This window comes from Streptomyces sp. NPDC004647, from assembly GCF_040609575.1.
GTDB lineage: Bacteria > Actinomycetota > Actinomycetes > Streptomycetales > Streptomycetaceae > Streptomyces.
Genome location: NZ_JBEXKU010000098.1, coordinates 1 through 23,359, shown reverse-complemented (window position 1 = coordinate 23,359; position 23,359 = coordinate 1). Strand labels below are relative to the sequence as shown.

Here is a 23,359-nt window from a genome sequence, read left to right as displayed (position 1 = left end):
ATCCTGGCGGTCGGCCGGCGGGATGTGCAAAGGCAGGACCAGGGGACGAGGTCGGGGTGTTGGAGCACGTGTGCGCCAACACCCCGGCTCCGGATGTGCGGTCTTCGCCCTTCCTGGCAATTCCGTTCGGTTCCCCGCGTCTGTGGAACGCATCGGCCCACCACAGAGGTTGGTGGGGCAGGGGGAAAGCATCGGAGAGCCACACATGCTCTGCGGTACGCGAACAGGACTACTTCGTAAGCAAGTTGACTCAGAGTGAGGATGCGGGCACGCTCGTCTCCACCAAAGTCGGGGGAGGCAGACGGTGCCGGACTTTCCTGGATGGGATCACGGGCTCGACTTCGTCGAGGCCTATCGCGCCGCGGTACGTACCCGGTCCCGGCTGCACAAACGCGTTTCGAAGCACCCGCCCGTCGTACTGCGGACCGGTCCTGACGAGGCCCTCCAGGCCCTCCAGGCCCTGGAGGGCTGCCTGAAGCGCTCTTCGGCCGCCGGCGGCACGGTGCCCTGCGTCCCGTACGCACACATCGAATGGCGGGATGGAACCAGGACCCAGCTGATCGAGCAGATCGCCGAGGCGCTCCGGGAGAACACCCCCGCGGAGACGGGCAGGCTCCGGCTGCCCGCGTACGACCTGATCCACAGCCTCTCCGAGGATCGGGACGTGCCGGTAGCGGATCAGGTGTACGCCAGGCACCGGGGACGCGACACCGCGGCAAGGCCGCCTCAGGTGAGCGGAAGCCCTACGATCACGGCGTTCTTCTTCACCGTCCCGCTCGAATCCGTCCAGTCGCTGGCGGACCGGGTGCACCGGAAATGGTGGGAGTGGCGCTGGGGACTGCGCTTCTCCCGGAGGCGGCGCTACCGGCACTTGTGGCCGGCTGACTTCGCAGGGAAGCGCACCTATGGTGCGGCGCTTCGTGAGTTCGTCGACGTGCGGCGAGCCGGTGACGACGGATGGGACGGGCTGCTCCTCGCCGCACTCATGACCGACCTGTACGGCCATGCGCGCCAAGGACTGCTGCACCCGGGGCGCCGACGCCGGCGCCCCCGCCATGCCCTGCTGCTGGGCGGCAGCCGTAACGGGCCGGACGGCGCAGTCGCCGACTTCATTACGCTGTACAGCGAGAAGCAGACGACCTGCCCCAACCCAGTGACGGTTCTGGTCGCCGCGCTGCCGGACGTACCGGGCGCCGTTACCGATGCGCACGGCCTGAACGACGCAGCAGGAAAGCTGAACCCGGCGAAGGGTGAGATCCCGGCGCCTTTCGAGGTCACGCTTGGGGCGCCGGAGCCGGGCAGCCGCACCACGCCGGTGCCTCCGGTCTGGACGCCCTGGTTACGCGTACGCCCTCGCCCGGAACTGGCTTTCGAGGCCACGGCCCTCATCGTCGCCCTGTGGCTCACCGGGCTGCTCGCTCCCCTGCCGTGGGTCGGCGAAGGGCCGTTCAGGGACGCGTACACCGCATGCCTCACCGGACCCGACCACGTCCCGCAGGGCCGGCCGGACACCGGCACACCCGTGGACCAGCACACGAAAGCGCTGGAGATGATCAAGGAGCAGAACAGAGCCGCAGAGAAGCTGCACGACCCCGGACGGACCGTGACCATCGCACTCATCCACTCGTCGCCGCCGGCGAACGAGAACGAACTGCGCTCCGGCGGATCGATCCCCGAACTGCGCGGCCTGGCACTGGCCCAGAAGTCGCTGCACAAGCAGGCGCCCGCGAATGACAACGGCATCCTGGTACGGATCAAGACGTACGACGCCGGGGTGCAGTACAAGAACGCGGAACGGAAGGCGAAGGAAGTCGTCGAGGAGGCGAAGAAGGACCCGCAGCTCATCGGCGTCACGGGATTCACCGAGAGCCGGAAGGAGACGGTCGCCGCACTGCGCCGGCTCAACAAGGCCGGGATCCCGATTGTGAGCTCCACGGCCACGGCGAAGGAGATGGAGGTCGGGCGTTACTACCACGGTGCCGCGCCGAACAACAGGCGGGAGGCGCGTGTGGTCGGGGCGTTCATCAAGGAGGCGAACACGATCCGGACCGGCCAGGACTCCTGCGCACCAGCCGAAAACGTCGCGGTGGTGACCGATCCGGCGGACGTCTACAGCAATGAGCTGGGGAAGGAATTCGCCGGCCAATTCACGTCCACAGGAGAGCGGATCGGCTACACGCCCGGCGCCGGAGACGGGCAGACCGTCCCGAACGAGACGGACCTCGACATGAAGTTCAGCATGTCCGAAGTGGCGGAGGCGGTGTGCAGCAGGGTCGTGGAGAACCCGAAGACCCTGGTCTACTGGGCGTCCCGGGTCCGGGAGTTCGAAGCCTTCTTGGAAACGTTCCAGAACGTCAGCAACTGCGCGAACAAGGATCTCACCGTGGTGGGCGGCAATGAACTCACCAATGCCGCGCTCAGCGGCGGCTTCAAGGAAAAGTCCTGGCTGCATCTGTATCACACGGCTCATATGCTGCCTGCCAGCCATCCGGACCGCAGCGGAGAGGCGCAGGATTTCAACCGCGCCTACGCCAAGGAGTTCGGCGCGGACGACCTGTGGCTGAACGACGGGCACGCGGCGCTCGCCCATGATTCGATCAAGGTGCTCGCCCAGGCCGCGAGCAAGGCCAGTGCGGCGAACGTGGACCTGACCCGCCCCATCATCCACCAGTTCATCACCAATGGTTTCTTCGACCTGGAAGGAGCGAGTGGGCGCCTCCATTTCCCCGCCGCTTCGTTGCAGCGACCGGTCAACAAAATGCTGACTGTGCTGCATCACGAAAAGGAAGGTTCCGCCGTGGTGCTGGTGTGCGGGGAACCCGGCAGGAACATCGACGCCGGAGCGGACTGGCGGCAGGGCGACACCACGTACGACTGCCCCGAGGACTAGGGCGTGTCCGATGGGTCCTTCCACACGGCTCTGACAAAGGGGCTGCCCCGCGGCGAACGGCGCTACGGACTGCCCGGCGGGTCACGAGCGAAGCCAGAGGCGAATGGAAGCGACGGTCACGGTCCCATGGAGGATGTACGCCCTCTTGTCGAATCGGGTGGCTACAGCACGGACGTCCGGCGCACCTTCCGGCACCCGGGATCTGCCGCCTCTGCCGGACGGGGAGTGGGGGGCGTGCAGTTGTCAGGGGCCCAACCGCCGCCGGCTTTCCGACTTCGCAGCGGGGGTCTCCGTGTCGGGGGCCCGCGGCGCGGTGCGAGGCTGTTCGTCCCCGCACGCGAGTGCGAGACTGCCCGCACTCGGATCGGAGGGCGGCATGGCGGATACGGCACTCGTGCTCGGCGGTGGTGGCATCACCGGGGTCGGTTGGGAGATCGGGATGCTCGCCGGTCTCGCCGAGGCCGGAGCGGACCTGAGCGCGGCCGGAGTGGTGATCGGAACCTCCGCTGGGTCCGTCGTCGGCGCGCAGCTCACCTCCGGCCTGCTCGGCCTCGAGGAGCTGTACGAGCGTCAACTCGCCGATCCGACAGGGGAGATCGCCGCCCGCATGGGCCCGGCCGTGATCTCCCGGTACGCGCTGGCCGCCCTCCGGTCCCGCGACAGCACATCCTTCGGAGCCAGGGTGGGCCGGATGGCCCTGCAGTCCCGTACGCCCTCCGAGGGCGAGCGGCGAGCCGTGATCGCGCAGCGGCTCGTCTCGCACAGCTGGCCGGACCGGCGGCTGGTGATCACCGCGGTGGACGCGGTCACCGGAGGGCTCAAGGCCTTCGACCGCACCAGCGGGGTGGACATCGTCGACGCCGTCGCCGCCAGCTGCGCCGTCCCGGGCGTCTGGCCGCCGGTCACCATCGACGGCCGGCGCTGGATCGACGGCGGCGTGCGGTCGACCGCCAATGCCGACCTCGCCGCCGAGTACGGCCGGGTGGTCATCCTTGCCCCGATGACCGGAGGCGGTGGCCCGGTCCCGGCGGCCGGCGCGCAGGCCGCACAGCTCACCGCGAGCGGCGCCCGTGTCGTACTGCTCACCCCGGACCGTACGGCCCGCGCCGCCTTCGGGCGCAACCCGCTCGACCCGGCCCGTCGTGCCGCCGCGGCGCGGCTGGGCCGCGCGCAGGCCGGTGCGCACGCCGCGGCTGTCGCGGCGGTCTGGGCGGACTGACCCGGCAGCCGGGGGGCGCTTGCCGGTGCGCCGTGCGCCGGCGGGACGGGCCCGGCGACAGGCGACAATGGGGCTGTGGACGAGCCGATTCCGGTGACCCGGGCCGTGGACAGCGGGACCGCCAAGCTGATGCCCGACGTGGACAGGCGACGCGCCTGGCTGCTCACAATGGACGGGGCCCCGCAGTCCTACGTCGACCTCGACGAGCCGACCCACCTGGAGTTCGAGTACGCGCGACGGCTCGCCCACGCCGTGGACGCGGCGGCCGAGGAGGGGAAGCCGCTCGATGTGACCCACCTCGGCGGGGGCGCGCTGATGCTGCCGCGCTACGTGGCGGCAACGCGCCCCGGCTCCCGCCAGACGGTGATCGAGGCGGACCGCGGGCTGTTCGCACTCGTCGCGGAATACCTGCCTCTGGACCACGGCTCCGGGATCGAGGTGCACTGCGCCGATGCCCGCGCCTGGCTCGAGGACGCCCCGGCGGATTCGGCGGATGTGCTGGTCGCCGATGTCTTCGGCGGCTCGCGGGTGCCCGCGAGCCTGACGTCCGTCGAGTACGCGCGGTGCGCCGCCCGTGCCCTGCGGCCCGGTGGCGTCTACGCGGCGAACCTCGCGGACGGCGCGCCGTTCGCCTTTCTCCGCTCTCAACTCGCCGCCTTTGCCGAGGAGTTCGAGCACCTGGGTCTGATCGCGGAGCCGGGGGTGCTGCGCGGCAGGCGCTTCGGCAACACCGTACTGCTCGCCTCGCACACCGAGCTGCCGGTCGCCGAACTGGCCCGCCGTACCGCGTCCGATGTGTTCCCGGCACGGGTGGAGGCCGGAGCTCGCCTGGCAGAGCTGATGGCGGGCGCAGCGCCGGTCCACGACGCCGACGCGGTGCCGTCGCCCGAGCCGCCGGACGGCGCCTTCACCATCGGCTGAGCCGGGAGAGGGGCCCCGTCGTCCGGGGGCGCTTACCGTGTCCCCAACCGCGTAGGCCGAGTCCGGTGCCCCGCGCCCCGAGCCGAAGCCATTGAGGAGTGCTCGGGCCTGTGTTCGAAATGACGGTTCCGGACGTACGCCGCCTGAAGCGCCGCCGGACAGCTTTCGACCCTGCCCTCGCTGGTCGCCGCCCGCCTGCCGAACCGCGAACGCCGCCGCGATCAGAGCACCGGAGTTTCCGAGGCTCGTGATCACGGCGGCGGTCAGCAGGCGGTAATTACGTGCCGCCCACGCGGGGCGGCGCAGCGCGGAAGCGGGTGAGTCACCCGCGCACTATCCCGTGCCGACCGCCTCTGCGGCCAACCACTTTCAGCCGGGCCGTCCGAGCTCCGGGGGCTGCCCTCGGCGGGCGCGTCGTACCCATGGCCGGGCGCACCCATGGCCCTCCCGCCCGTGGCGCCGGGGATTTCGCCCCCTGACGCCCGGCCTCGTCCCGCACCAGCGCACCGAGGGGTCCGTACCGTCCGCCACGGCCTCCACGGCGGAGGGTACGGACCCTCCCCACTTTTGCTACTCGCTGGTAACGTAGCCGTATGTCCGAGACTCTGCCGTCGATCGGCGACATGCTCACGGCCACCGTGCCGATGGCCCGCACCCTCAACCTCGAGTTCGCCGAGACCACGCCCGAGCGCGCGGTGGTCCGGCTGCCCGACCAGCCCGACTTCCACAACCACGTCGGCGGGCCGCACGCCGGTGCGATGTTCACGCTCGCCGAGTCGGCCAGCGGTGCCATCGTGCTCGCCGCGTTCGGTGACCAGCTCTCGCGGGCCGTCCCGCTCGCGGTCCGGGCCGAGATCGGCTACAAGAAGCTCGCCATGGGGCCGGTCACGGCCACCGCCCGGCTGGGCCGGCCGGCCGCCGAGGTCGTCGCGGAACTCGACGCCGGCGACCGTCCCGAGTTCCCCGTGGTGATTGAGATCACGCGTGAGGACGGCGCTGTTACCGGCGAGATGTCGATTGTCTGGACGCTCCGGCCGAACAGCTGAGCCCACCTGTTTCCCCGTATCCAGTAGGCTGCCCGGCGTCCCGCCGCGGCGCGCGCCGGGCAGCAGGGGGATCACACGGGAGGAACCGGCGTTGCACGTCCAGGAGTGGCTCGAGACCGTGCCCGCGATCAGTGTCTATGTGCTGGTCGGGGTGGTCATCGGGCTCGAGAGCCTCGGTATCCCGCTGCCCGGTGAGATCATCCTCGTCAGCTCGGCGCTGCTGGCGTCGCAGCACGGAGAGATCGACCCGGTGATCCTTGGCGCCTGCGCCATCACCGGCGCCATCGTCGGTGACTCCATCGGCTACGCGATCGGCCGCAAGGGCGGCAAGCCGCTGCTGACCTGGCTCGGCGGGAAGTTTCCCAAGCATTTCGGGCCGCACCACATCGCGTCCGCCGAGCGGTCCTTCGAGAAGTGGGGCATGTGGGCGGTCTTCTTCGGCCGGTTCGTCGCCCTGCTGAGGATCTTCGCCGGGCCGCTCGCGGGCGTCCTGCGCATGCCGTACTGGAAGTTCCTCATCGCCAACGTGCTCGGCGGCATCGTGTGGGCGGGTGGCACGACGGCCGTCGTCTACTACATCGGAGTGGTCGCCGAGTCCTGGCTGAAGCGGTTCTCCTGGCTCGGGCTCGTCCTCGCCCTGCTGATCGGTCTGATCTCGTTCCTGGCGCTCAAGCGGCGCGCGAAGAAGGCCGCGGCCGAGTCCGCCGCAGCCGAGTCCGCCGCGGCAGTGGAGCCGGAGACGGCGGCCGACCCCGTTCCGGCCGCCGACTGACGGGCGTTCGGCGCTTCCAGCGCCTCCTGTGCTCAGCCTTCCAGCGCCTCCTGGTGGGCGCGCGCCAGATCCACGTACACCGCGGCGTTGAGCCTGATGCCTTCGATCTCCTCCTCGGTCAGCTCCCGCCTCACCTTCGCGGGCACCCCCGCGACCAGCGAGCCCGGCGGCACCTCCATGCCCTGCGGCACGAGTGCCTGCGCCGCCACCAGCGAGCCCGCGCCGATCCGCGCCCCGTTGAGCACGGTGGCGCCCATGCCGACCAGGACGTCGTCCTCGACGGTGCAGCCGTGGAGTACGGCGTTGTGGCCGACCGAGACGCGCTCGCCGACCGTGACGGGGAAGCCGGGGTCGACATGGACGGTGCAGTTGTCCTGAATGTTGCTGTCTGCCCCGATCGTGATCGGACCGCCGTCGCCGCGCAGCACCGTCTGATACCAGACACTCGCGCCCGCGCCGAGCGACACCTCGCCGACCACGACGGACGTGGGTGCGGTGAACGCCTCCGGGTCGATCTTCGGCTCCTTGCCGCCCACGCCTGCGATCAACGCTCGCTCCGTCATCTCGTCCCGCTCGCTTTCCTCTTGTGCTGCTTGTGCTGCCGCGCTGTGACGGCACCGTAGGCGACGGCCGGGTGAGCCGGGCGCCGGGTGGGGTGAAGATCACAGCTCGGGCGGGCGTCACCCGCCACCCGGCTGAGTACCGTGAGCGCGTGCCGAAAAACCGGAACACGTTCTCATCGCTGGGGGCCTGGCGGCGCCGGGCCGTCACCCGCGCCGTCCACCGCGGCCTGCGCTGGGTGCAGAACGCCGGGGCGGTCACCGCCGAGCGGCCGGGCCTGTACAGCTTCGGCCGGATAGGCGCGGGGACCCGGCTCGCCTTCCCGCAGGGGACGGTCTTCGGCGAGCCGTGGATCCACCTCGGCGACCACTGCATCATCGGCGAACAGGTCACCCTGACCGCCGGAATGATGCCCGGCCTCGACCTCGGACCCGACCCGGTCCTGCGCCTGGGCAACGGCGTCGTCCTCGGCCGGGGCAGCCACGTCGTGGCCTCGCAGCCGGTCGTCTTCGGCGACGACGTCTTCTGCGGCCCGTACGTCTATGTCACCAGTGACAACCACAGTTACGACGACCCGCGGCAGCCGGTGGGCAGGCAGTGGCCGCGTACCGCCCCCGTGGAGATCGGCGGCGGCAGCTGGCTCGGTGCGGGCGCCGTGATCCTGCCCGGCGCGCGGCTCGGTCGGAACGTGGTCGTCGCCGCGGGCGCGGTCGTACGGGGCGAGGTGCCCGACTACGCCGTGGTGGCGGGGGCACCCGCCCGTATCGTCCGCCGCTGGGACCCCGAGTCGGGCTGGCAGCCTCCGCTGCGCACCCCGCCGCCGGTTCCCATCCCCGCAGGTGTCACCCCCGAGCAACTGGTGGCGCTGGCGGAAGCGGAACTCGACGCGGAGAGCACCGGGCCGGGCACACTGGATCTGTCCGCGGACCGCTGAGTCGGCATCCGTCGCGGACCGCTGAGGCGGCGGACGGCTGAGCCCGCGAACCGCCGAGAGGGGAGGCGCGGGGCATGAACATTCGCACTCTGCGCATCCTGCTGGCGATCGCTGTGGTCATCCAGGGCATCGCGCTCGCGGTGTACGCGGTGCGCAGGTTCTGACCGGCGCACCGCGCAACTCCGAGCGCCGGTCAGCCCGCCGCGAGCAGCAGGGTGCCGAACAGCGCGAGCCCGGCGCCCGCCGCCTGCACCGCCCGCAGCCGCTCCTTGAGGAAGCCGCGCGCCGCCAGCGAGGTGATCACCGGGTAGAGCGAGGCGAGGACAGCGGCGACGGTCACTGGACCACGCTGGGCGGCCAGCGAGTACATGCCGTTGGCCGCGACGTCGGCGAGGCCCACGAAGGCGAGCGCGAGCAGCGAGGACCGGATCAGACGCCAGCCTCCGCCCTCGGGCAGGGCCGGCGCGCCGCGCCGTACGGACACATAGAGCGCCGCGCCACCGACCACGACATTGGCCACCCGCTGGACGAAGAGGGCCAGGAACAGCCCGGTGAGGGTGGAGGAGGCCTCCGCGATGAGCGCCATGACCGCGCCGAAACCGAAGGCCGCGACGAGGGTGAGCACGATCGCCTGACGCTGTACGGGCGCCCCGCGCAGCTGCGGGCCGCCGGCCAGCACGACCCCGGCGACGGCCACGGCGATCCCCGCGACCTGGAGCAGGCCCGGCCGCTCGCCGATCAGCAGACCGACACCGACGGGGACCGCGACGCCGACCGAGCCGAGCGGCGAGACGACGCCCATCGGGCCCAGCGCGAGCGCCCGGTAGAAGCAGAGCATGGCCGCCGGGCCGACGACGCCCGCCGCGACGGCGAACCACAGCTGGGGGCCGGCCTCGCTCCAGCCGCCGGTGGCCATCACGAGTGTGCCGAGCACGGCAGCGGCGACGGTCTGCGAGACGACGACCACGGTCAGGGCCGGGATGCGTCGTGTCAGCAGCCCGCCGCCGAAGTCGGCCAGCCCCCAGAGCAGGCTGGTGGCCAGGGCGAAGACTGCTGTCATGACGAACCTCGCAGTACAGTGTGATGGACGCTGAAGTCCAGCACAGCGTAGTGCATTGTAATGAACTCTGCCATCTAGAATATTGGACGGAACGTGACGGATCTCGACCACCTCACGCAGTCCCTCGCCCGCAACCTCAAGCGCTGGCGCAACGAGCGGGGCTTCACGCTGGACGGCCTTGCGGCACGCGCCGGAGTGAGCCGGGGCATGATCATCCAGATCGAGCAGGCGCGGACGAACCCCAGCGTCGGCACCACCGTGAAGATCGCCGACGCTCTCGGGGTGAGCATCACCACGCTGCTCGACTACGACCAGGGGCCCAAGGTCCAGATCGTCGCGCCCGGTCAGGCCGTACGCATGTGGTCCACCGAGGCGGGCAGCCACACCTCGCTGCTCGCCGGAACCCAGACCCCCGGCCCGCTGGAACTGTGGTCCTGGCGGCTCATGCCCGGCGACAGCAGCTCCTCGGACCCGCACCCCCCCGGCACCTTCGAGCTGCTCCATGTGACGGCCGGGGAGCTGACCCTCGTCGTCGACGACGAGGAGCACCGCGTGCCCTGCGGAGGCTCCGCCGCCTTCGAGGCGAGCGGTGCGCACGCCTATCGCAACGACGGCGCGGAAACCGTCGAGATGACGATGGCCGTCTCCATCCCGCCGGTGCGCTGAGACGGCCGCCGGCCCACGCCCCGCCGCCCGTTGAGCCGCCTGTTAGTGTGCGAAAGTGCGCGCTCCCATCGGAAACTTCGACTCTGTCCGCCGCGCGGTCGAGTGCCTGGACGAGCTGACCCCCTCCGTCGCCGACGCGATCCGGGCCTGGAGCGGTTCGGTGCCGGTCGAACAGCTGCTGTACGTCGACACCGACCCCGAGAGGGCGGACACCGCTGCCTTCGCCGAGGCCTACGGGCCCGGGCTGCTGGAGGCCTCGGCGAACTGCGTCGTCGTCGCGGGCAAGCGAGGACAGGACGTCACCCTGGCGGCCTGCGTGGTTCTCTCGGGCACCCGCCTGGACGTCAACGGCACCGTCCGGCGCCATCTCGGAGCGCGCAAGGCGTCCTTCGCCGCCATGGACACGGCCGTGGGCCGGACCGGTATGGAGTACGGCGGCATCACCCCCATCGGTCTCCCGTCCGACTGGCCAATGCTGGTGGACGCGGCAGTCGTCGACGTGCCGTACGCGATCATCGGCAGCGGGCGTCGGCGCGGCAAGCTCCTCGTCCCCGGCAAGACGCTCGCCGAACTGCCCGGTGCCACCGTCCTGGACGGTCTCGGCAGCTGAGTCCGGGGCCGCCTGGCTGCATCCGGGCCGCTCCGACCCTGCCCGGCGCCGGGCCTGTGCAGGCCTGACGTCCGGGGGCGCGGGCCTCGCGGTGGGCTCAGCCCAGCCGCGGGATCTCGATCGCGGGGCAGCGGTCCATGACCATGTCGAGACCGGCGGCGCGGACCCGCTCCCAGGCCTTCTCGTCGACCACCCCGAGCTGGAACCACACGGCCTTCGCACCGGCCGCCACCGCCTCGTCGGCGACATGGCCCGCCAGATCGCTGTTCACGAAGACATCGACCACATCCACCGGGAACGGGATGTCGGCCAGCGACGCGTACCCCTGCTCGCCGTGCACGGTCTCCGCCTTGGGATGCACCGGGACGATGCGCTTGCCGTAGCGCTGCAGCACATCGGCCACTCCGTAGGCTGCCCGGCGCTGGTTGGTCGACAGCCCGACAACCGCCCAGGTGTCGCCCGTGGCGGTCAGAATCCTGCGGATCGTCTCTGCGTCTGCGTACATGTCCCGCTCAACCAAGGACCCGGCGCCCCCATTCCCTCTCCCGGCCGGGGAGCCGGTGGCCCGGCGGCCAGGCATAGGGTGAGGTGATGCAGGAGCAGTACCGGACGGTCGCGCATGAGGGCGTGCACGAGACCGAGGTCAACAAGTCGCGCTTCCTCTGTGCCCTCGCGCCCGCCGCCACCGAAGAGCAGGCGCAGGACTTCATCCGGCGCATCCGCAAGGAGCACCCCACCGCCGCCCACAACTGCTTCGCGTACGTCATCGGCGCCGACGGCGGCGTGCAGAAGGCGAGCGACGACGGAGAGCCCGGCGGCACCGCGGGCGCACCCATGCTGCAGATGCTGCTCCGCCGCGATCTCCGGTACGTCGTCGCCGTCGTCACCCGCTACTTCGGCGGCGTCAAGCTCGGTGCGGGCGGACTGATCCGGGCATACGGCGGCGCCGTCGGCGAAGCGCTCGACGCGCTGGGCACCATCGCGCGGCAGCGCTTCCGGCTGGCGACCGTCACCGTGGACCACCAGCGCGCCGGGAAGCTGGAGAACGACCTGCGGGCGACCGGGCGTCAGGTGCGGGACGTGCGGTACGCGGCCGAGGTGACCATCGAGATCGGGCTGCCCGAGGCGGAGGTCGACGCCTTCCGCGCCTGGCTGGCCGACAGCACTGCGGGCACGGCGGTCCTCGAACTCGGCGGCGAGGCGTACGGAACGGTCTGAACAGGTCTGAACAGATCTGCACCGATCTGAGAAGACGGCTCGGGCCCTTCGTCGTTGCCGTGCCCATTTCGTGCTGACCTCTCGTCATCTGATCACCTATGAGCACCCCTCCCGTACGGGTCCGGTGCTGACTGGGGCTGGCGCAGGGACGAGAAAGCCGGGATACAACGGGAGTTATCCTTTCAGGTCCGCCCGGAGGGGGGCCTGTCTGTTTTCCCAAGCGGCGTACTCTGGCGGAGAGGTGATTCGATGTCGCTGTCCGAGAACATCCGCAATTACCGGCGCCGCGCGGGACTGAGCCAGGAACAGCTCGCCGAAGAGTCCGGTCTGTCTGTCGGCGTTGTCCGCAAGGTCGAACAGGGCGGAAGTGCCCGCGTCGAGACCCTTCACGCACTGGCGCGCGCCCTCGGCACCACGACATCGAGCCTGTTCGCAGCCGGGGCACCCGGACCCGTGCGCTTCAACGACGGCGATACCGTTCGGCTCACGGCGCTGCGCCGGGCGCTCATGCCACCCGTGGGGCTCACCGAGATCTTCGCGGAGCCGGAACAGGTCGTCGACATCGCCGTCATCCAGCGCGACATCGACGACTCTCACAGCCTGTACCACGCCGACCGGTACGACTCCGTCGCCAAGAAGCTGCCCGGCATCCTGACCGCCGCCGAGGCAGCCGTAGCCGCCAGCGGCGAAGGGGAGCCGCGCCAGCGGGCCATCATGGTCCGCGCGAGCGCCTTCCTCCTCACCGGCAAGTATCTGACGCAGGTCAGGCGCTACGACATGGCCTACCACGCCCTCTCGCAGGGCATCCGGGACGCCAGGGAGACGGGGCAGACCCTCGTCGCCGCTACCGGCGTCGTAGGCATGGGCTGGCTGCTGCTGCGGCAGGACAGGTTCGACGAGGCCGAGCGCCTGGCCGCCACGACGGCCTCCGAGGTCGAGCCGCGCATCTCGGGCGCCTCTCCGGGGCAACTGGCCGTCTGGGGAGAGCTGTGCCAGCGCGTCGCCTCCGCGGCCATGCGCAACAACCGCGAAGACGTTGCCAAGGAGGCTCGTCGCATGAGCGCGACGGCCGCGAGCGCCCTGAACGTCGAGCACGTCAACTTCCGGGAGCACTGGACCACCTTCGGGCCGGTGACGGCCGAGGCGAAGGCCATCGAGGACCTGTCCCTGATCGGAGACGCCCGCGGCGTGCTCCGCCGGGCCGACGAGGGAGCGGTGGGCCGCAAGGCGCTGAAGCGGCTCGGCCGCCCGAGTCAGAACAACTGGGACCGGCACCGCCTCGACATCGCGCGGGCTCACGCGCTCCTGGGGTCCCACCAGGACGCCATGGACGAGCTCAACACCATCCGGCGCACATCGCCCGAGTGGCTGAAGCACCAGCGGATGGCCGGCTACGTCATGTCGGACATCCTCGCGCACCGGAAGCGCACGCTGACCCAGGACATGCGTGAGATGGCCTCTCACCTCGGAGTGTCCGGGTAACTACCACGAGTCATGACAGTTCCGGGCCGATCGCCTGCGAACTGCCATGCTGCGTATATGGGTTGACTGCCTGTCACCTACGTACAGTCATTGAGACCTGCCCAACAGCGACCGTACGGGGACGAGATGACCAGCAGTGGCGCGAAAGGCGACGCCGAGCCTGACCAGCAGGGGACAGTCAGCGATCCGCCCGCGCTGGGCGCTCTGGCCAAGGACACCGCGAAGGACGCCGTAGGGGTCGTCATGGGCTACGTGGGCGGCCGCGTGTGGCTCCGGCCGCTCCTGGGCGGCAGGGAGTGGGAAGTCAGGAGCGAGCGAGTCCGAAGCCTGACATCGCGCGAGGAGCTGAGCGCACGCCTCTCCGCCCGCAACGAATCGCAGAGGTGGGGCAAGTGATTCGCGCCGCCGGCCGGTACGCAGGGGTCCTCTTCATTATCGGCGTCAGCTCGGCGTGCGGTCTGGTCATTGGCCTGGTCTTCGCGGGATCCCCTTCATAGACGGGTCCGTCCTGGACGAGGCTCGCCGACACATCCGGCGAGCAGTGGATCCCCCTCCCCGTCCAGGGCGGACCTCACAACTCCCGTACCGGCTGTGCCTTTGGTGAGGACGGTCGGCGCCCGGAGCGGGTAGCAAGTGCGGGCACCAGTCAACAGAATGAAGGTGAGAGCGGCAATGCTGCATACGCTCAACACGACTCCCGGCCAGCCGTGGCCGGTTCCCCCGGAGCCGCCGTCCCCGGACGGGGGCCCGCGCATCACGGGCACCGCTCGGAGCGAGAGGAGCGCGACATGAGGAACGTATGGACGGACACCGCTGTCGATGGCGGAGGCGACGGGGGCGACGGTCACCCCGGCACCCCCTGGACACCGCCCCAGGAGCCCCCGTCTCCCGATGGTGGCACCCCGCCCGGCGACGGGACGCACCGCAAGTGACGCTCAACGCCGCGCAGGTGGACCGCCCCAGCCGCAAGGAGCTGGGGCGCGTCCTCCTTGAGACGCAATCGATGACGCCGGACTGGGCTCCGACATTCGCGGCCGTTGACCGAGCCGCCTTCCTGCCTGACCTGATGTGGCCCTTCGACATGGACCAGGGGGCGAGCGTCCCGGTGGACCGGACCGCCGACCCTGTTGCTTGGTATGCCGCGGCGGACAGCAACGTCCCCATCGTGACGCAGTGGGACGACGGCAAGCACGCCGGAACCGAGCCGGGCAAGGTGTCCAGCAGCTCTTCGTCCATGCCTTCCGTCGTGTACGCGCTGCTCCAGACCCTGGAGGCGGAGAAGGGCATGCGGGTGCTCGACGTGGGCACCGGCACGGGCGAGACGTCCGGGGCCCTGGCCCACCGCTGCGGACGCGGACTCGTCACCACGATCGAGGTCGATGAATCCGTGTCGCGGCGGGCCCGCGAACGGCTCTGCGCAGCCGGGCTGTACCCCGAGGTTGTCGTGGGGGACGGCTTCGAGGGCCACGCGGGCGCTGCGCCCTATGACCGGATCCTGGCTACCGTCGGACTCCGGAAGATTCCTGGGGCGTGGATCGAGCAGACCCGGCAGAGCGGCCTCATCGTCGCCCCGTGGGGCACCCACTTCTCCAACGCGGACGCCGTGGCCCGCCTGGTCGTGGGCGAGGGAGTGGCGGCCGGGCACTTCACGCGCCCCGTGGAGTTCATGAAGCTGCGCGCACAACGGCTGTCTCGACCTGAGCACGACGCGTACATGGTGGCGGGAGGGATGGACGACGCTGGTACGTCCACCACGGCGATCACTGAGGACGAACTGGTCACCGGGCGGTACACCGCTGTCCCGTTCGCTCTGGGGCTCCGCGTCCGAGCGTGCTCTCAGGCCGTTGCCGGCAAGCGCGACGGTGCCCGACCCGTGTGGTTCTACGGGCTGGACGACCGGTCCTGGGCGGCCGTCATGTTCCGGGACGGGCAGAGGGAAGCTCACGTCTGGCAGTCCGGGCCTCGCCGGCTGTGGGACGAAGTGGAGGCCGCCTACCGGTGGTGGGTGGAGCAGGGCAAGCCGGACCACACCCGGTTCGGGCTCACCGTCACGCCGGAAGGTCAGCACGCCTGGCTCGATGACCCTTCGCGCTCATGGGAACTACCGGGCTGACGCCCGCCCGTGCGACGTCAGCGGGCGGTGAGCACCATCCGGAACCGGGCGGCGTCGCAGCTGGCCGTCGACCTGGGCGAGCTCGACCTGGACCCTGACCACTCGGCCGACGACGGTGCCCGGCCCCCGCGGCCCGCTGGGCGAGCCGGCCGCCGCCTCGGCATGACGCCCGGGTTCCGGGGGGCGCCGTCACGCGGCACTCCGAACCCGGCGTGAACCATCACTCGCTGCTGAGCAGGGTGACCGTGCCCGCCAGGCCCTCGTCGCCGTGGCCCTGGGCCACCCGGTGACGCATCAGCTCCATATAGGGCGTGAGAAGCCGAGGATCGACGGACTGGTCGTCCGCGGTGGCCAGGAGGGTGTCGTTGGCCGCCGTCATCATGGCGAGGTTGGAGGTGACGCCCTCGGTGTAGTTGCCGCTCGCCAGTTGGGCGGCGATCTCATGGGTGGTGCCGGCCATGGCGCCGAGCCATTCCGCGAGCAGGGTGGCGAATCCGGCCTGGTCGAGGTCCTTCTCCGGGCGCACCAGGGCGAAGGCGTGGGTGATGCCCGCGAACATGCCGGTCATCGCGCTGAGCAGGGCGATGTCGTGCAGCGCCGCGTGGCTGGGGTCCTCGCCGACGAACTTCACGCCGGCGGGAGCCTCCAGCGCCTCGCGGTGGCGTTCGAACAGGTCGCGGTCGCCGCTGTAGAAAATGTAGCCGCCGGTCTCCGGTCGGCCGATCATCGGGGGAACGGCCATGATCCCGCCGTCCAGGAAACGAGCCCCGCGCTCCTCGGCCCAGCGGGCGCGCTGCCGGGCCTGGGCGGGGGTGCCTGTGGTGAGGTTGACCAGGTCCTTGCCGTTCAGATCGGTGCCGTCCAAAGCCTCGCCCACGGAGGCGTCGTCCAGCAGGCAGAGGATGACGGGACCGGTGGCGGAGGCCACCGCTTCGGCCGGGGTCGCCACCGCCCGGGCGCCCTTGCCTGTCAGCGGTCCGGCCTTTTCCGGCGTGCGGTTCCACACGGTCAGCGGGTGTCCTGCGGCGAGCCAGGCGCGGCCGAGCGCGGTGCCCATGTCGCCGAGGCCGAGGAGGGTGACGGGGGTCTTGGAAGTTTTCTGGGTGGTCATGCCGAACAGGCTCGTATCCGCCCGGACCGAGATCAAGTACGCACTCTTTTGTGGGTGGTTACCTTAGGGTGAGTGCATGACCAGGCGGGGCACGTACGTGTGTGGCATCGACGCGGCGATCGACGTGGTCGGCGGTAAGTGGAAGGTACTCATCCTGTGGGCGCTGGAGGCGGGGCCCTGCCGGTTCGGTGAGCTGCGGCGCGGGATCCCCGGCGTCACCGAGAAGGTCCTCACCTCGCATCTGCGGGAGTTGGAGACCGATGGCGTAGTCGTCCGGGAGGAGGGGTTCGAGGGAGCGGTGCGCCGCGTCACGTATGCCCTTACCCCGCTGGGTGTCTCCCTCAACGAGGCACTGAGCCCCCTCGGCGCCTGGGGCAGGAAGCACCTCCTCGGTGGGCGGAGCGCACACGACGACGTGCTTGGCCGCTCGCCCTGAGTCAAGGACTACGCCGCCTGTGGCGGACGCTCATCAGGTATCCGTCGCGCCCGCCCTCCCGACACGGTGCTGTATCGCTCCGGCTGGGGCGCTCCACGATCCCGATCCCGGCCTCTACGGCCACCTCATCCCCGAGGCGGGTGCAAATCTGAGAGCCGTGACGGACGGGGTGCCGGCGGGGGCTAACGTGGTCGGTGCCGGCGGGTGGTTCCCGTGCTGGTACGGTTCTGGATTTGGGGCGGAGAAGGGTGAATATGCAGGTCGGAGCGTTGCTGTGAGAATTCTGCACACGTCCGACTGGCATCTTGGCCGGTCCTTCCACCGCGTGAACCTCCTGCCCGCGCAGGCCGCGTTCATCGACCACCTCGTGGAAACGGTGCGGGAGCAGCGGGCCGACGCCGTGCTGGTTGCGGGTGACGTGTACGACCGGGCCGTGCCGCCGCTGGCCGCCGTCGAGCTGTACGACAGCGCGCTGACCCGCCTCGCCGGCCTCGGCGTGCCCACCATCATGATCTCCGGGAACCACGACTCCGCCCGCAGACTCGGCGTCGGCGCCGGGCTGATGGAGCGCTCGGGGATCCATCTGCGCACCGACCCGGCCGGCTGCGCGGTGCCCGTGGTGCTGGCGGACGAACACGGCGAAGTCGCGCTCTACGGCCTTCCGTATCTCGAACCCGCCCTTGTCCGTGAGGAGTTGGGCGCCCCCAAGGCGGGTCACGCCGCCGTGCTCGCCGCCGCCATGGACCGGGTGCGCGCCGACCTCGCCGCCCGCCCGGCAGGCACCCGCTCCGTCGTCCTCGCCCACGCCTTCGTCTCCGGCGCCGCCACCAGTGACAGCGAGCGCGACATCACCGTCGGCGGCGTCGCGGCCGTCCCCGCCGACGTCTTCGACGGCGTCGACTACGCCGCCCTCGGCCACCTCCACGGCTGCCAGACCATCAGCGACCGCATCCGCTACTCCGGTTCCCCGATCGCCTACTCCTTCTCGGAAGTCCATCACCGCAAGAGCATGTGGCTGATCGAACTGGGGCCCGGCGGGGCGCTGGAGACGGAGCGGCTCGACTGCCCCGTGCCGCGCCCGCTCGGCCGGATCCGGGGCCGCATCGAAGACCTCCTGGAGGATCCCGGGCTCGCCCGGTACGAGGAGGCGTGGGTCGAGGCCACCCTCACCGACGCCGTGCGCCCGTACGAGCCGATGGCCCGGCTCGCCGAGCGTTTCCCGCACGTCCTCAGTCTCGCCTTCGCCCCCGACCGGGACGCCGAGGACCCCCTCGCCTCGTACGCGCAGCGGCTCAGGGGCCGTACCGACCAGCAGATCGCCGAGGACTTCGTGGCTCATGTACGCGGCGGCAGCGGCCCAGACGACAGTGAGCGGGCAGTGCTCCGGGGCGCGCTCGAGGACGGACGCGCCGGCGCCGCACCGGTTCACGCGGGCGGGCGTGAGGGGGCGGCCCGTTGAGGCTCCACCGGCTGCGGATCACCGCCTTCGGCCCCTTCGCCGGAACGCAGGAGGTCGACTTCGCAGAACTCTCCGCCGCGGGGCTGTTCCTGCTGCACGGCGCCACCGGCGCGGGCAAGACCTCCGTCCTGGACGCCGTCTGCTACGCGCTGTACGGCACGGTGCCCGGTGACCGGCAGGGCGGCCAGTCGCTGCGCAGCGACCACGCCGGCCCGCTCACGCCCACGGAGGTCCAGCTCGATCTCACCGTCGGCGGGCGCCGGTTGGAGATCACCCGCCGCCCCGATCAGCCGCGCCCCAAGAGGCGGGGCGACGGCTTCACCCGGGAGAAGGCCCAGGTCTGGCTGCGCGAGCGCACCGGCGAGGGGCCGGACGGCGAGTGGGAGGCGCTGAGCCGCTCCCACCACGAGGTCGGTGAGGAGGTTATCGGGCTCCTCGGCATGAGCAAGGAGCAGTTCTGCCAGGTGGTCCTGCTCCCGCAGGGGGAGTTCGCCCGCTTTCTGCGCGCCGACGCGGAAGCCCGGGGCAGGCTGCTCGGCAGGCTCTTCGACACCCGCCGGTTCGCCGCGGCCGAGGAGCGCCTCGCCGAGCTGCGCCGTTCCGCGGAGAAGGAGGTGACCGGCGGTGACGACCGGCTCCTCGCGATCGCCCACCGTATGGCCCAGGCCGCGGGGCACTGCGCCGATCTCCGGGACCATCCGCTGCCCCGCCTCACCCCGGGGGAGCCGGGACTGGCCGGTGCCGTCCTGGAGTGGGCGGCCATCGCCCGCAGCAGCGCGCGCGAGCGGCTGGACGTGGCCGTGGCGGCGGCCCGCGCCGCCGAGACCGCGCACCGCGACGCCCAGCGTACGAGCGACGAGGCGCGCGAACTGGCCCGCCTCCAGGGCGCGTACGCCGACGCCTGCCACCGGTCGGCCGGGCTCGCCGACCGGAGCGGCGAGATCGAGCGGGTGCGGGCGCGGCTGGACCGTGCCAGGTCGGCCGAGGCCGTCGCCCCCGCCCTCGAACTGCGCGACACCGCGGAACGCGAGCACCGGGCGGCCGCCGAAGCTTTGCGGCAATGCCGCGACCGGCTCCCGCAGGAGTACGCCGAGGCCGGCGCCGAGCGGCTCGCCGCCCTGGAGCGCGAACTCCGTGAGGAACTGGGCGGGCTGACCGCCGCCCACCGCAGCGAGCAGCGGGCCGCCCGGATCGCCGCCGAGCGCGCCGACCTCGACCGTGACGCGCGCACCGACGACGAGGTGCTCCAGGAAGCCGACGACTGGCTCGCCGGATGGGCATCGGCGCGCAGCGGCCTCCAGCAGCGCATCGAAACCGCCCGGGAGGCCGCCACCCGCGCCGAACAGCTCGGCGGCCGCATCGACCCCGCCGTCCAGAGGCTCGAAGCCGCCGAGCGCCGGGACCACCTCGCCGGCGGGATCGGCGAGGCCGACGAGCAGTGGCAGCGGCGCCGCACGCAGGCCGCCGACGCCCGCGACCGGTGGCTCGACCTCAAGGAGCGCAGGCTGCGCGGCATCGCCGCCGAACTGGCCGCCGGGCTCCGGCCCGGCGAGGCCTGCGCGGTGTGCGGCGGCACCCAGCATCCCGCGCCCGCCCGCGCGGACGCCGGCCATGTCGACCAGGCCACTGAGGAGGCCGCCCTCGCCGCCTACCAGCAGGCCGACACCGAAAGGGAACAGGCCGAAAGCCGGCTGCAGTCCCTGCGGGGAGCACTCGCGGCGGCCGAGGCGGCGGCGGGCAGTGAGCCCGTGTCCGGACTGCGGGACGCGGCCGAGACGTTGCGGCGGACCTACGCCGAGGCCCGGGACGCCGCGCGCGACGCGCATGCCGCCCGCGAGGCCTTGGCCCGCGCCGAGAGCGAGTACGAGCAGCGCCGCGCCGAGCAGCAGGAGGCCGGGCGCCGGACGGCCGCCCGTACCTCCCGGCGCGAGGCGCTGACCCGGGAACTGGCCGAGGTGGAAGCCGAGTTGGCCGCGGCCCGCGGGGGCGCTGCGAGCGTTGCCGAACGGACCGGCCGGCTCGAGCGGCTCACCGCGCTCCTCGCCGAGGCCGCCGAAGCCGTACGGAACGGCGACGCGACCGCCCGCCGGCTCAAGGAAGCCGACGCGCGACTCGCCGACGCGGCCTACCGCGCCCGGTTCGACACGCCGCAGGCCGCCGTCGACGCCGTACTCGCCGAACCGGACCGGCGCGCGATGCAGCAGCGGCTCGACCAGTGGCAGGCCGAGACGGCCGCCGTCGCCAGGGAACTCGCCGATCCGCAGGCCAGAGCCGCCGCCGGACTGCCGCCCTCCCGACCCGCCTCGGCCCGGGCCGCGGTCGAGGCCGCCACCACGCGGCTGCGCGACGCCTCGGCGGCCGAGGCCGCCGCCCGCGCCGGCTGCGCCGACCTCGACCGGCTGTCGGCGGAGGCGGCCGACGACGTACGACAGCTGGCCCCGCTGCGCGAGCGGTACGGCCGGGTGGCCCGGCTGGCCGCACTCGCCGCCGGAACCTCCGCCGAAAACGAACTCCGTATGCGGCTCGAGTCCTACGTCCTTGCCGCCCGGCTCGAGCAGGTCGCGGCAGCGGCGAGCGTGCGTCTGAGAAGCATGTCCTCCGGGCGGTACACCCTGGTCCACTCCGATGCCAGGACATCCGGCCGTGGCCGCTCGGGACTCGGACTGCACGTCATCGACGCCTGGACCGGCCGCGAGCGTGACACCGCGACCCTGTCGGGCGGCGAGACCTTCTTCGCCTCGCTCTCGCTCGCGCTCGGGCTGGCCGACGTGGTCACCGACGAGGCGGGCGGGACCCGGCTCGACACGCTCTTCATCGACGAGGGCTTCGGCAGTCTCGACGAGCAGACCCTGGACGAGGTGCTCGACGCGCTGGACTCGCTCCGCGAGCGGGACCGCACGGTGGGCATCGTCAGCCATGTCGCGGACCTGCGGCAGCGCATCCCCGCGCAGCTGGAGGTGGTCAAGGGCCGGTCCGGGTCGACCGTACGGCACCGGCTGCAGGGCGCGACGGGCTGAGCGGACGCCGCCCGGCGCGTGGCGGGCGACCGCCGGGCTCGACCCATCGCGCGGCTCGCCGCGGGCGAGCCGGGTGGCTCAGCGGCCGGGTCGTCGAAACCGAGGGTGGCGGCGTCCGGCATTGAACGGATCCGGAGCCGGAGCCAGGCCCTGGGTGGGAATTTGCCCTGTGGGGGCCGGACCGGTCGCGGCCGTCAGCTCGTACGCCCACAGCGGGTCGCGGTCCGCGACCCGGGTGAAGCCGGTCCGCTCCAGGACCCGCTGGGACGGCAGGTTCCCCGGCTGCGTCGTCGCCAGAACCGTAACGACCCCGGGCTCGCCCAGGGCCCAGCTCGTCAGCAGCCGTGCGGCGTCGGTAGCCCAGCCCGCGCCGCGCGCCGACACCGACAGGTCGTAGCCGATCTCCACCATGCCGCCATCGTCCGGCGGGCCGTGGAAGCCGATCGTCCCCAGCGCCGTGAGGTCATGCGACCGCAGTATCGCGAACATGCCCCACGGCGGACGGTGCAGCCCCTCGACCGCGGCCCGTACCGTCATCCCGGCCGCGCCGGCGGTCTCCGCCCCGGGGACCCCGTCGATCCACACCAGGCCGCACGACTGATAGTCCATCAGCTCTGCGGCGTCCTCGGCAGTGTGCTCGCGCAGGGTGACCCGCCCGGCGCGCAGCAGCAGCCGCCCGTCGTCGTGGCCGGTCTCGACAGCCATGCGGAACCTTTCGGCAGGGTCAGATACGCCAGGAACGGATGTGTTCCGCCGCGTCGTAGACCGTGGATTCGGCGGACTGGAGATCCTTGACGAGCTCGATCAGCGCGCCGTACGGCGGGTCGATGCCCTCGTGGGAGGCGTGCATGTAGGCGACGGCGATACCGCAGGCGAACAGGGCGTTCCGGGAGGGCAGCGGGCGCAGCTGCACGATGGTGTGCAGCAGGGCCGCAGCCCGCCAGGCGGCGTCGGATTCCTCGCCCAGCCGTGGCGTGTTGACGCGGTGCCGGGCGACGGCGGCGGCCAGCGAGGAGTAGTCGTCGACGCCCGGGTCGCTGGGGAGGATCTCCGTCTGCCGGGCCAGCAGCCAGCGGATGTCTATGAGCAGATCCACGTGTCAGGCAGCCCCGTGCCGGTTCCGCCGGGCGGGGGGAGCGTCATCCGGGAACGCCGCGTCGAAGGCGTCGGCGTTCTCCTTGACGAAGGACCGGAAGACCTGGGAGGCCTCGGCCATGGCGCGGCGCTGCGCCAGGTCGTCCGTGACTGCTTCGCGGACCAGGGTCTTGAGCGTGACCCCGCGCTGCCGCGCGGCTTCGCGGAGTTCGCTCAGCTCCTCGTCGCTGAAGTCAATGTTGAGAGCGGGCATGCCGCAAACGGTACTGCTCCGGTACCCGATTGCACAGACCAGCAGGTCAGAATGGTACGCGTCAGGTACCAGCGATCACCGGCCCGGGGCGTCCGCGGACCGTGAGGCACCAGCTCGGGCCGTACGCCCGCGCACCCCTGCCCGGCGCGTCGTTCGTCCCGCGGCAGGGCGCCGACCTGCCCGCCGTCTGCCGTGGCCATCCGCCGCACCCGGCCACCCGCCACAGCGCCAGCTGCACCCCGCCGCCCGGTTACCCCCGGCCACCCCCGGCACCACACCCGGTCACCCGGCCATCCCCGGTCACCCGGCCACACCCGGCCGTGCGCCGCGAACAGGAGGATGCGCGCTGCCGTGGGCTGCGGCACCCGTCCGGCCGGTGGTCGGGCCACCGGCCCGACGCGCCGCGCGCGAAGGGGCCAGCTCACCTGCAGGCCAGCTCACGTACAGACCACACGCCCGGCGCAGATAGGAAGAGCCGCGGGTATGGAAAGAGTGG

General features: G+C 71.7%; 23 protein-coding genes. 16 read left to right on the top strand and 7 right to left on the bottom strand.

Annotated features, from left to right (window positions below):
- Positions 1-304: 304 nt before the first annotated feature.
- The 5 genes from ABZW18_RS29865 to ABZW18_RS29845 all read left to right on the top strand — a co-directional run bounded on the left by ABZW18_RS29865 (position 305) and on the right by ABZW18_RS29845 (position 6,848).
- Complete coding sequence (locus ABZW18_RS29865; RefSeq protein WP_356193443.1) at positions 305-2,890, top strand: hypothetical protein; 2,586 nt, start codon at positions 305-307, stop codon at positions 2,888-2,890.
- 376 nt (positions 2,891-3,266) lie between these two features.
- Positions 3,267-4,109, top strand: a complete 843-nt coding sequence (locus ABZW18_RS29860; RefSeq protein ID WP_356193441.1) for a patatin-like phospholipase family protein — start codon at positions 3,267-3,269, stop codon at positions 4,107-4,109.
- Positions 4,110-4,184: 75 nt separating this feature from the next.
- Positions 4,185-5,030, top strand: coding sequence for a fused MFS/spermidine synthase (locus ABZW18_RS29855; protein WP_356193440.1), 846 nt, complete (start codon positions 4,185-4,187; stop codon positions 5,028-5,030).
- Between the two features lie 593 nt (positions 5,031-5,623).
- On the top strand, positions 5,624-6,076 hold the full coding sequence (locus tag ABZW18_RS29850; protein ID WP_356193438.1) for a DUF4442 domain-containing protein: 453 nt from the start codon (positions 5,624-5,626) through the stop codon (positions 6,074-6,076).
- Positions 6,077-6,167: 91 nt separating this feature from the next.
- The gene (locus tag ABZW18_RS29845) at positions 6,168-6,848 is read left to right on the top strand and encodes a DedA family protein (protein WP_356193436.1); all 681 of its coding nucleotides are present in this window, start codon (positions 6,168-6,170) and stop codon (positions 6,846-6,848) included.
- A 32-nt stretch (positions 6,849-6,880) separates the two neighbouring features.
- On the opposite strand, the gene ABZW18_RS29840 is transcribed toward ABZW18_RS29845, so the two are convergent.
- A complete protein-coding gene (locus ABZW18_RS29840) occupies positions 6,881-7,411 on the bottom strand; it encodes a gamma carbonic anhydrase family protein (protein ID WP_356193434.1) in 531 nt (176 codons plus the stop codon).
- Between the two features lie 149 nt (positions 7,412-7,560).
- On the opposite strand from ABZW18_RS29840, the gene ABZW18_RS29835 reads away from it, so the two are divergent.
- Complete coding sequence (locus tag ABZW18_RS29835) at positions 7,561-8,343, top strand: acyltransferase (RefSeq protein WP_356193432.1); 783 nt, start codon at positions 7,561-7,563, stop codon at positions 8,341-8,343.
- Between the two features lie 193 nt (positions 8,344-8,536).
- On the opposite strand, the gene ABZW18_RS29830 is transcribed toward ABZW18_RS29835, so the two are convergent.
- Complete coding sequence (locus ABZW18_RS29830) at positions 8,537-9,403, bottom strand: DMT family transporter (protein WP_356193430.1); 867 nt, start codon at positions 9,401-9,403, stop codon at positions 8,537-8,539.
- A gap of 93 nt (positions 9,404-9,496) precedes the next feature.
- On the opposite strand from ABZW18_RS29830, the gene ABZW18_RS29825 reads away from it, so the two are divergent.
- Entirely contained in the window at positions 9,497-10,069 is a 573-nt protein-coding gene (locus ABZW18_RS29825) for an XRE family transcriptional regulator (protein WP_356193427.1), read from the top strand.
- A gap of 55 nt (positions 10,070-10,124) precedes the next feature.
- Positions 10,125-10,679, top strand: coding sequence for a YbaK/EbsC family protein (locus ABZW18_RS29820; RefSeq protein ID WP_356193424.1), 555 nt, complete (start codon positions 10,125-10,127; stop codon positions 10,677-10,679).
- A gap of 97 nt (positions 10,680-10,776) precedes the next feature.
- Here the strand turns inward: ABZW18_RS29820 and ABZW18_RS29815 are convergent, their stop codons facing one another.
- Positions 10,777-11,184 carry a CoA-binding protein gene (locus tag ABZW18_RS29815; RefSeq protein WP_356193421.1) on the bottom strand — a complete coding sequence of 136 codons (408 nt, stop codon included), beginning with the start codon at positions 11,182-11,184 and terminating at the stop codon, positions 10,777-10,779.
- A gap of 86 nt (positions 11,185-11,270) precedes the next feature.
- Between ABZW18_RS29815 and ABZW18_RS29810 the strand changes: the two genes are divergently transcribed.
- From ABZW18_RS29810 to ABZW18_RS29790, 5 genes are all read left to right on the top strand, one after another.
- On the top strand, positions 11,271-11,897 hold the full coding sequence (locus ABZW18_RS29810) for a YigZ family protein (protein ID WP_356193419.1): 627 nt from the start codon (positions 11,271-11,273) through the stop codon (positions 11,895-11,897).
- A 249-nt stretch (positions 11,898-12,146) separates the two neighbouring features.
- A complete protein-coding gene (locus ABZW18_RS29805) occupies positions 12,147-13,379 on the top strand; it encodes a helix-turn-helix transcriptional regulator (RefSeq protein ID WP_356193417.1) in 1,233 nt (410 codons plus the stop codon).
- 126 nt (positions 13,380-13,505) lie between these two features.
- Positions 13,506-13,775 (top strand): hypothetical protein, encoded by a 270-nt coding sequence (locus ABZW18_RS29800; protein WP_356193415.1) that lies wholly within the window; start codon positions 13,506-13,508, stop codon positions 13,773-13,775.
- Positions 13,776-14,167: 392 nt separating this feature from the next.
- Complete coding sequence (locus tag ABZW18_RS29795; protein WP_356193413.1) at positions 14,168-14,311, top strand: hypothetical protein; 144 nt, start codon at positions 14,168-14,170, stop codon at positions 14,309-14,311.
- Positions 14,308-15,492 (top strand): methyltransferase domain-containing protein, encoded by a 1,185-nt coding sequence (locus tag ABZW18_RS29790; protein WP_356193411.1) that lies wholly within the window; start codon positions 14,308-14,310, stop codon positions 15,490-15,492. The genes ABZW18_RS29795 and ABZW18_RS29790 overlap by 4 nt, the downstream gene beginning before the upstream one ends.
- Positions 15,493-15,712: 220 nt before the next feature.
- Here the strand turns inward: ABZW18_RS29790 and ABZW18_RS29785 are convergent, their stop codons facing one another.
- On the bottom strand, positions 15,713-16,603 hold the full coding sequence (locus tag ABZW18_RS29785) for an NAD(P)-binding domain-containing protein (RefSeq protein ID WP_356193409.1): 891 nt from the start codon (positions 16,601-16,603) through the stop codon (positions 15,713-15,715).
- 76 nt (positions 16,604-16,679) lie between these two features.
- Between ABZW18_RS29785 and ABZW18_RS29780 the strand changes: the two genes are divergently transcribed.
- The 3 genes from ABZW18_RS29780 to ABZW18_RS29770 all read left to right on the top strand — a co-directional run bounded on the left by ABZW18_RS29780 (position 16,680) and on the right by ABZW18_RS29770 (position 21,515).
- Positions 16,680-17,039: a helix-turn-helix domain-containing protein gene (locus tag ABZW18_RS29780; protein WP_356193407.1), complete on the top strand. Its 360-nt coding sequence runs from the start codon at positions 16,680-16,682 to the stop codon at positions 17,037-17,039.
- Between the two features lie 274 nt (positions 17,040-17,313).
- Positions 17,314-18,498 (top strand): exonuclease SbcCD subunit D, encoded by a 1,185-nt coding sequence (locus ABZW18_RS29775; protein WP_356193404.1) that lies wholly within the window; start codon positions 17,314-17,316, stop codon positions 18,496-18,498.
- Complete coding sequence (locus ABZW18_RS29770) at positions 18,495-21,515, top strand: SMC family ATPase (protein ID WP_356193402.1); 3,021 nt, start codon at positions 18,495-18,497, stop codon at positions 21,513-21,515. Before ABZW18_RS29775 ends, ABZW18_RS29770 begins: the two co-directional genes overlap by 4 nt.
- A 78-nt stretch (positions 21,516-21,593) precedes the next feature.
- Here ABZW18_RS29770 and ABZW18_RS29765 read toward each other — a convergent pair whose 3' ends face one another.
- From ABZW18_RS29765 to ABZW18_RS29755, 3 genes are read right to left on the bottom strand one after another with little or no spacing between them, the layout of a single operon-like run.
- Positions 21,594-22,220, bottom strand: coding sequence for a GNAT family N-acetyltransferase (locus tag ABZW18_RS29765; RefSeq protein WP_356193400.1), 627 nt, complete (start codon positions 22,218-22,220; stop codon positions 21,594-21,596).
- 19 nt (positions 22,221-22,239) lie between these two features.
- Positions 22,240-22,611, bottom strand: coding sequence for a toxin Doc (locus ABZW18_RS29760; RefSeq protein WP_356193398.1), 372 nt, complete (start codon positions 22,609-22,611; stop codon positions 22,240-22,242).
- Positions 22,612-22,614: 3 nt separating this feature from the next.
- Entirely contained in the window at positions 22,615-22,863 is a 249-nt protein-coding gene (locus ABZW18_RS29755) for a hypothetical protein (RefSeq protein ID WP_356193396.1), read from the bottom strand.
- Positions 22,864-23,359: the final 496 nt, after the last annotated feature.

What these genes read in the sequence shown, in the direction of transcription:
- ABZW18_RS29860 (WP_356193441.1), top strand. Translation starts at nt 3,267, where the DNA reads ATGGCGGATACGGCACTCGTGCTCGGCGGTGGTGGCATCACCGGGGTC.
- ABZW18_RS29850 (WP_356193438.1), top strand. Translation starts at nt 5,624, where the DNA reads ATGTCCGAGACTCTGCCGTCGATCGGCGACATGCTCACGGCCACCGTG.
- ABZW18_RS29840 (WP_356193434.1), bottom strand. Translation starts at nt 7,411, where the DNA reads ATGACGGAGCGAGCGTTGATCGCAGGCGTGGGCGGCAAGGAGCCGAAG.
- ABZW18_RS29830 (WP_356193430.1), bottom strand. Translation starts at nt 9,403, where the DNA reads ATGACAGCAGTCTTCGCCCTGGCCACCAGCCTGCTCTGGGGGCTGGCC.
- ABZW18_RS29815 (WP_356193421.1), bottom strand. Translation starts at nt 11,184, where the DNA reads ATGTACGCAGACGCAGAGACGATCCGCAGGATTCTGACCGCCACGGGC.
- ABZW18_RS29810 (WP_356193419.1), top strand. Translation starts at nt 11,271, where the DNA reads ATGCAGGAGCAGTACCGGACGGTCGCGCATGAGGGCGTGCACGAGACC.
- ABZW18_RS29805 (WP_356193417.1), top strand. Translation starts at nt 12,147, where the DNA reads ATGTCGCTGTCCGAGAACATCCGCAATTACCGGCGCCGCGCGGGACTG.
- ABZW18_RS29800 (WP_356193415.1), top strand. Translation starts at nt 13,506, where the DNA reads ATGACCAGCAGTGGCGCGAAAGGCGACGCCGAGCCTGACCAGCAGGGG.
- ABZW18_RS29795 (WP_356193413.1), top strand. Translation starts at nt 14,168, where the DNA reads ATGAGGAACGTATGGACGGACACCGCTGTCGATGGCGGAGGCGACGGG.
- ABZW18_RS29785 (WP_356193409.1), bottom strand. Translation starts at nt 16,603, where the DNA reads ATGACCACCCAGAAAACTTCCAAGACCCCCGTCACCCTCCTCGGCCTC.
- ABZW18_RS29780 (WP_356193407.1), top strand. Translation starts at nt 16,680, where the DNA reads ATGACCAGGCGGGGCACGTACGTGTGTGGCATCGACGCGGCGATCGAC.
- ABZW18_RS29765 (WP_356193400.1), bottom strand. Translation starts at nt 22,220, where the DNA reads ATGGCTGTCGAGACCGGCCACGACGACGGGCGGCTGCTGCTGCGCGCC.
- ABZW18_RS29755 (WP_356193396.1), bottom strand. Translation starts at nt 22,863, where the DNA reads ATGCCCGCTCTCAACATTGACTTCAGCGACGAGGAGCTGAGCGAACTC.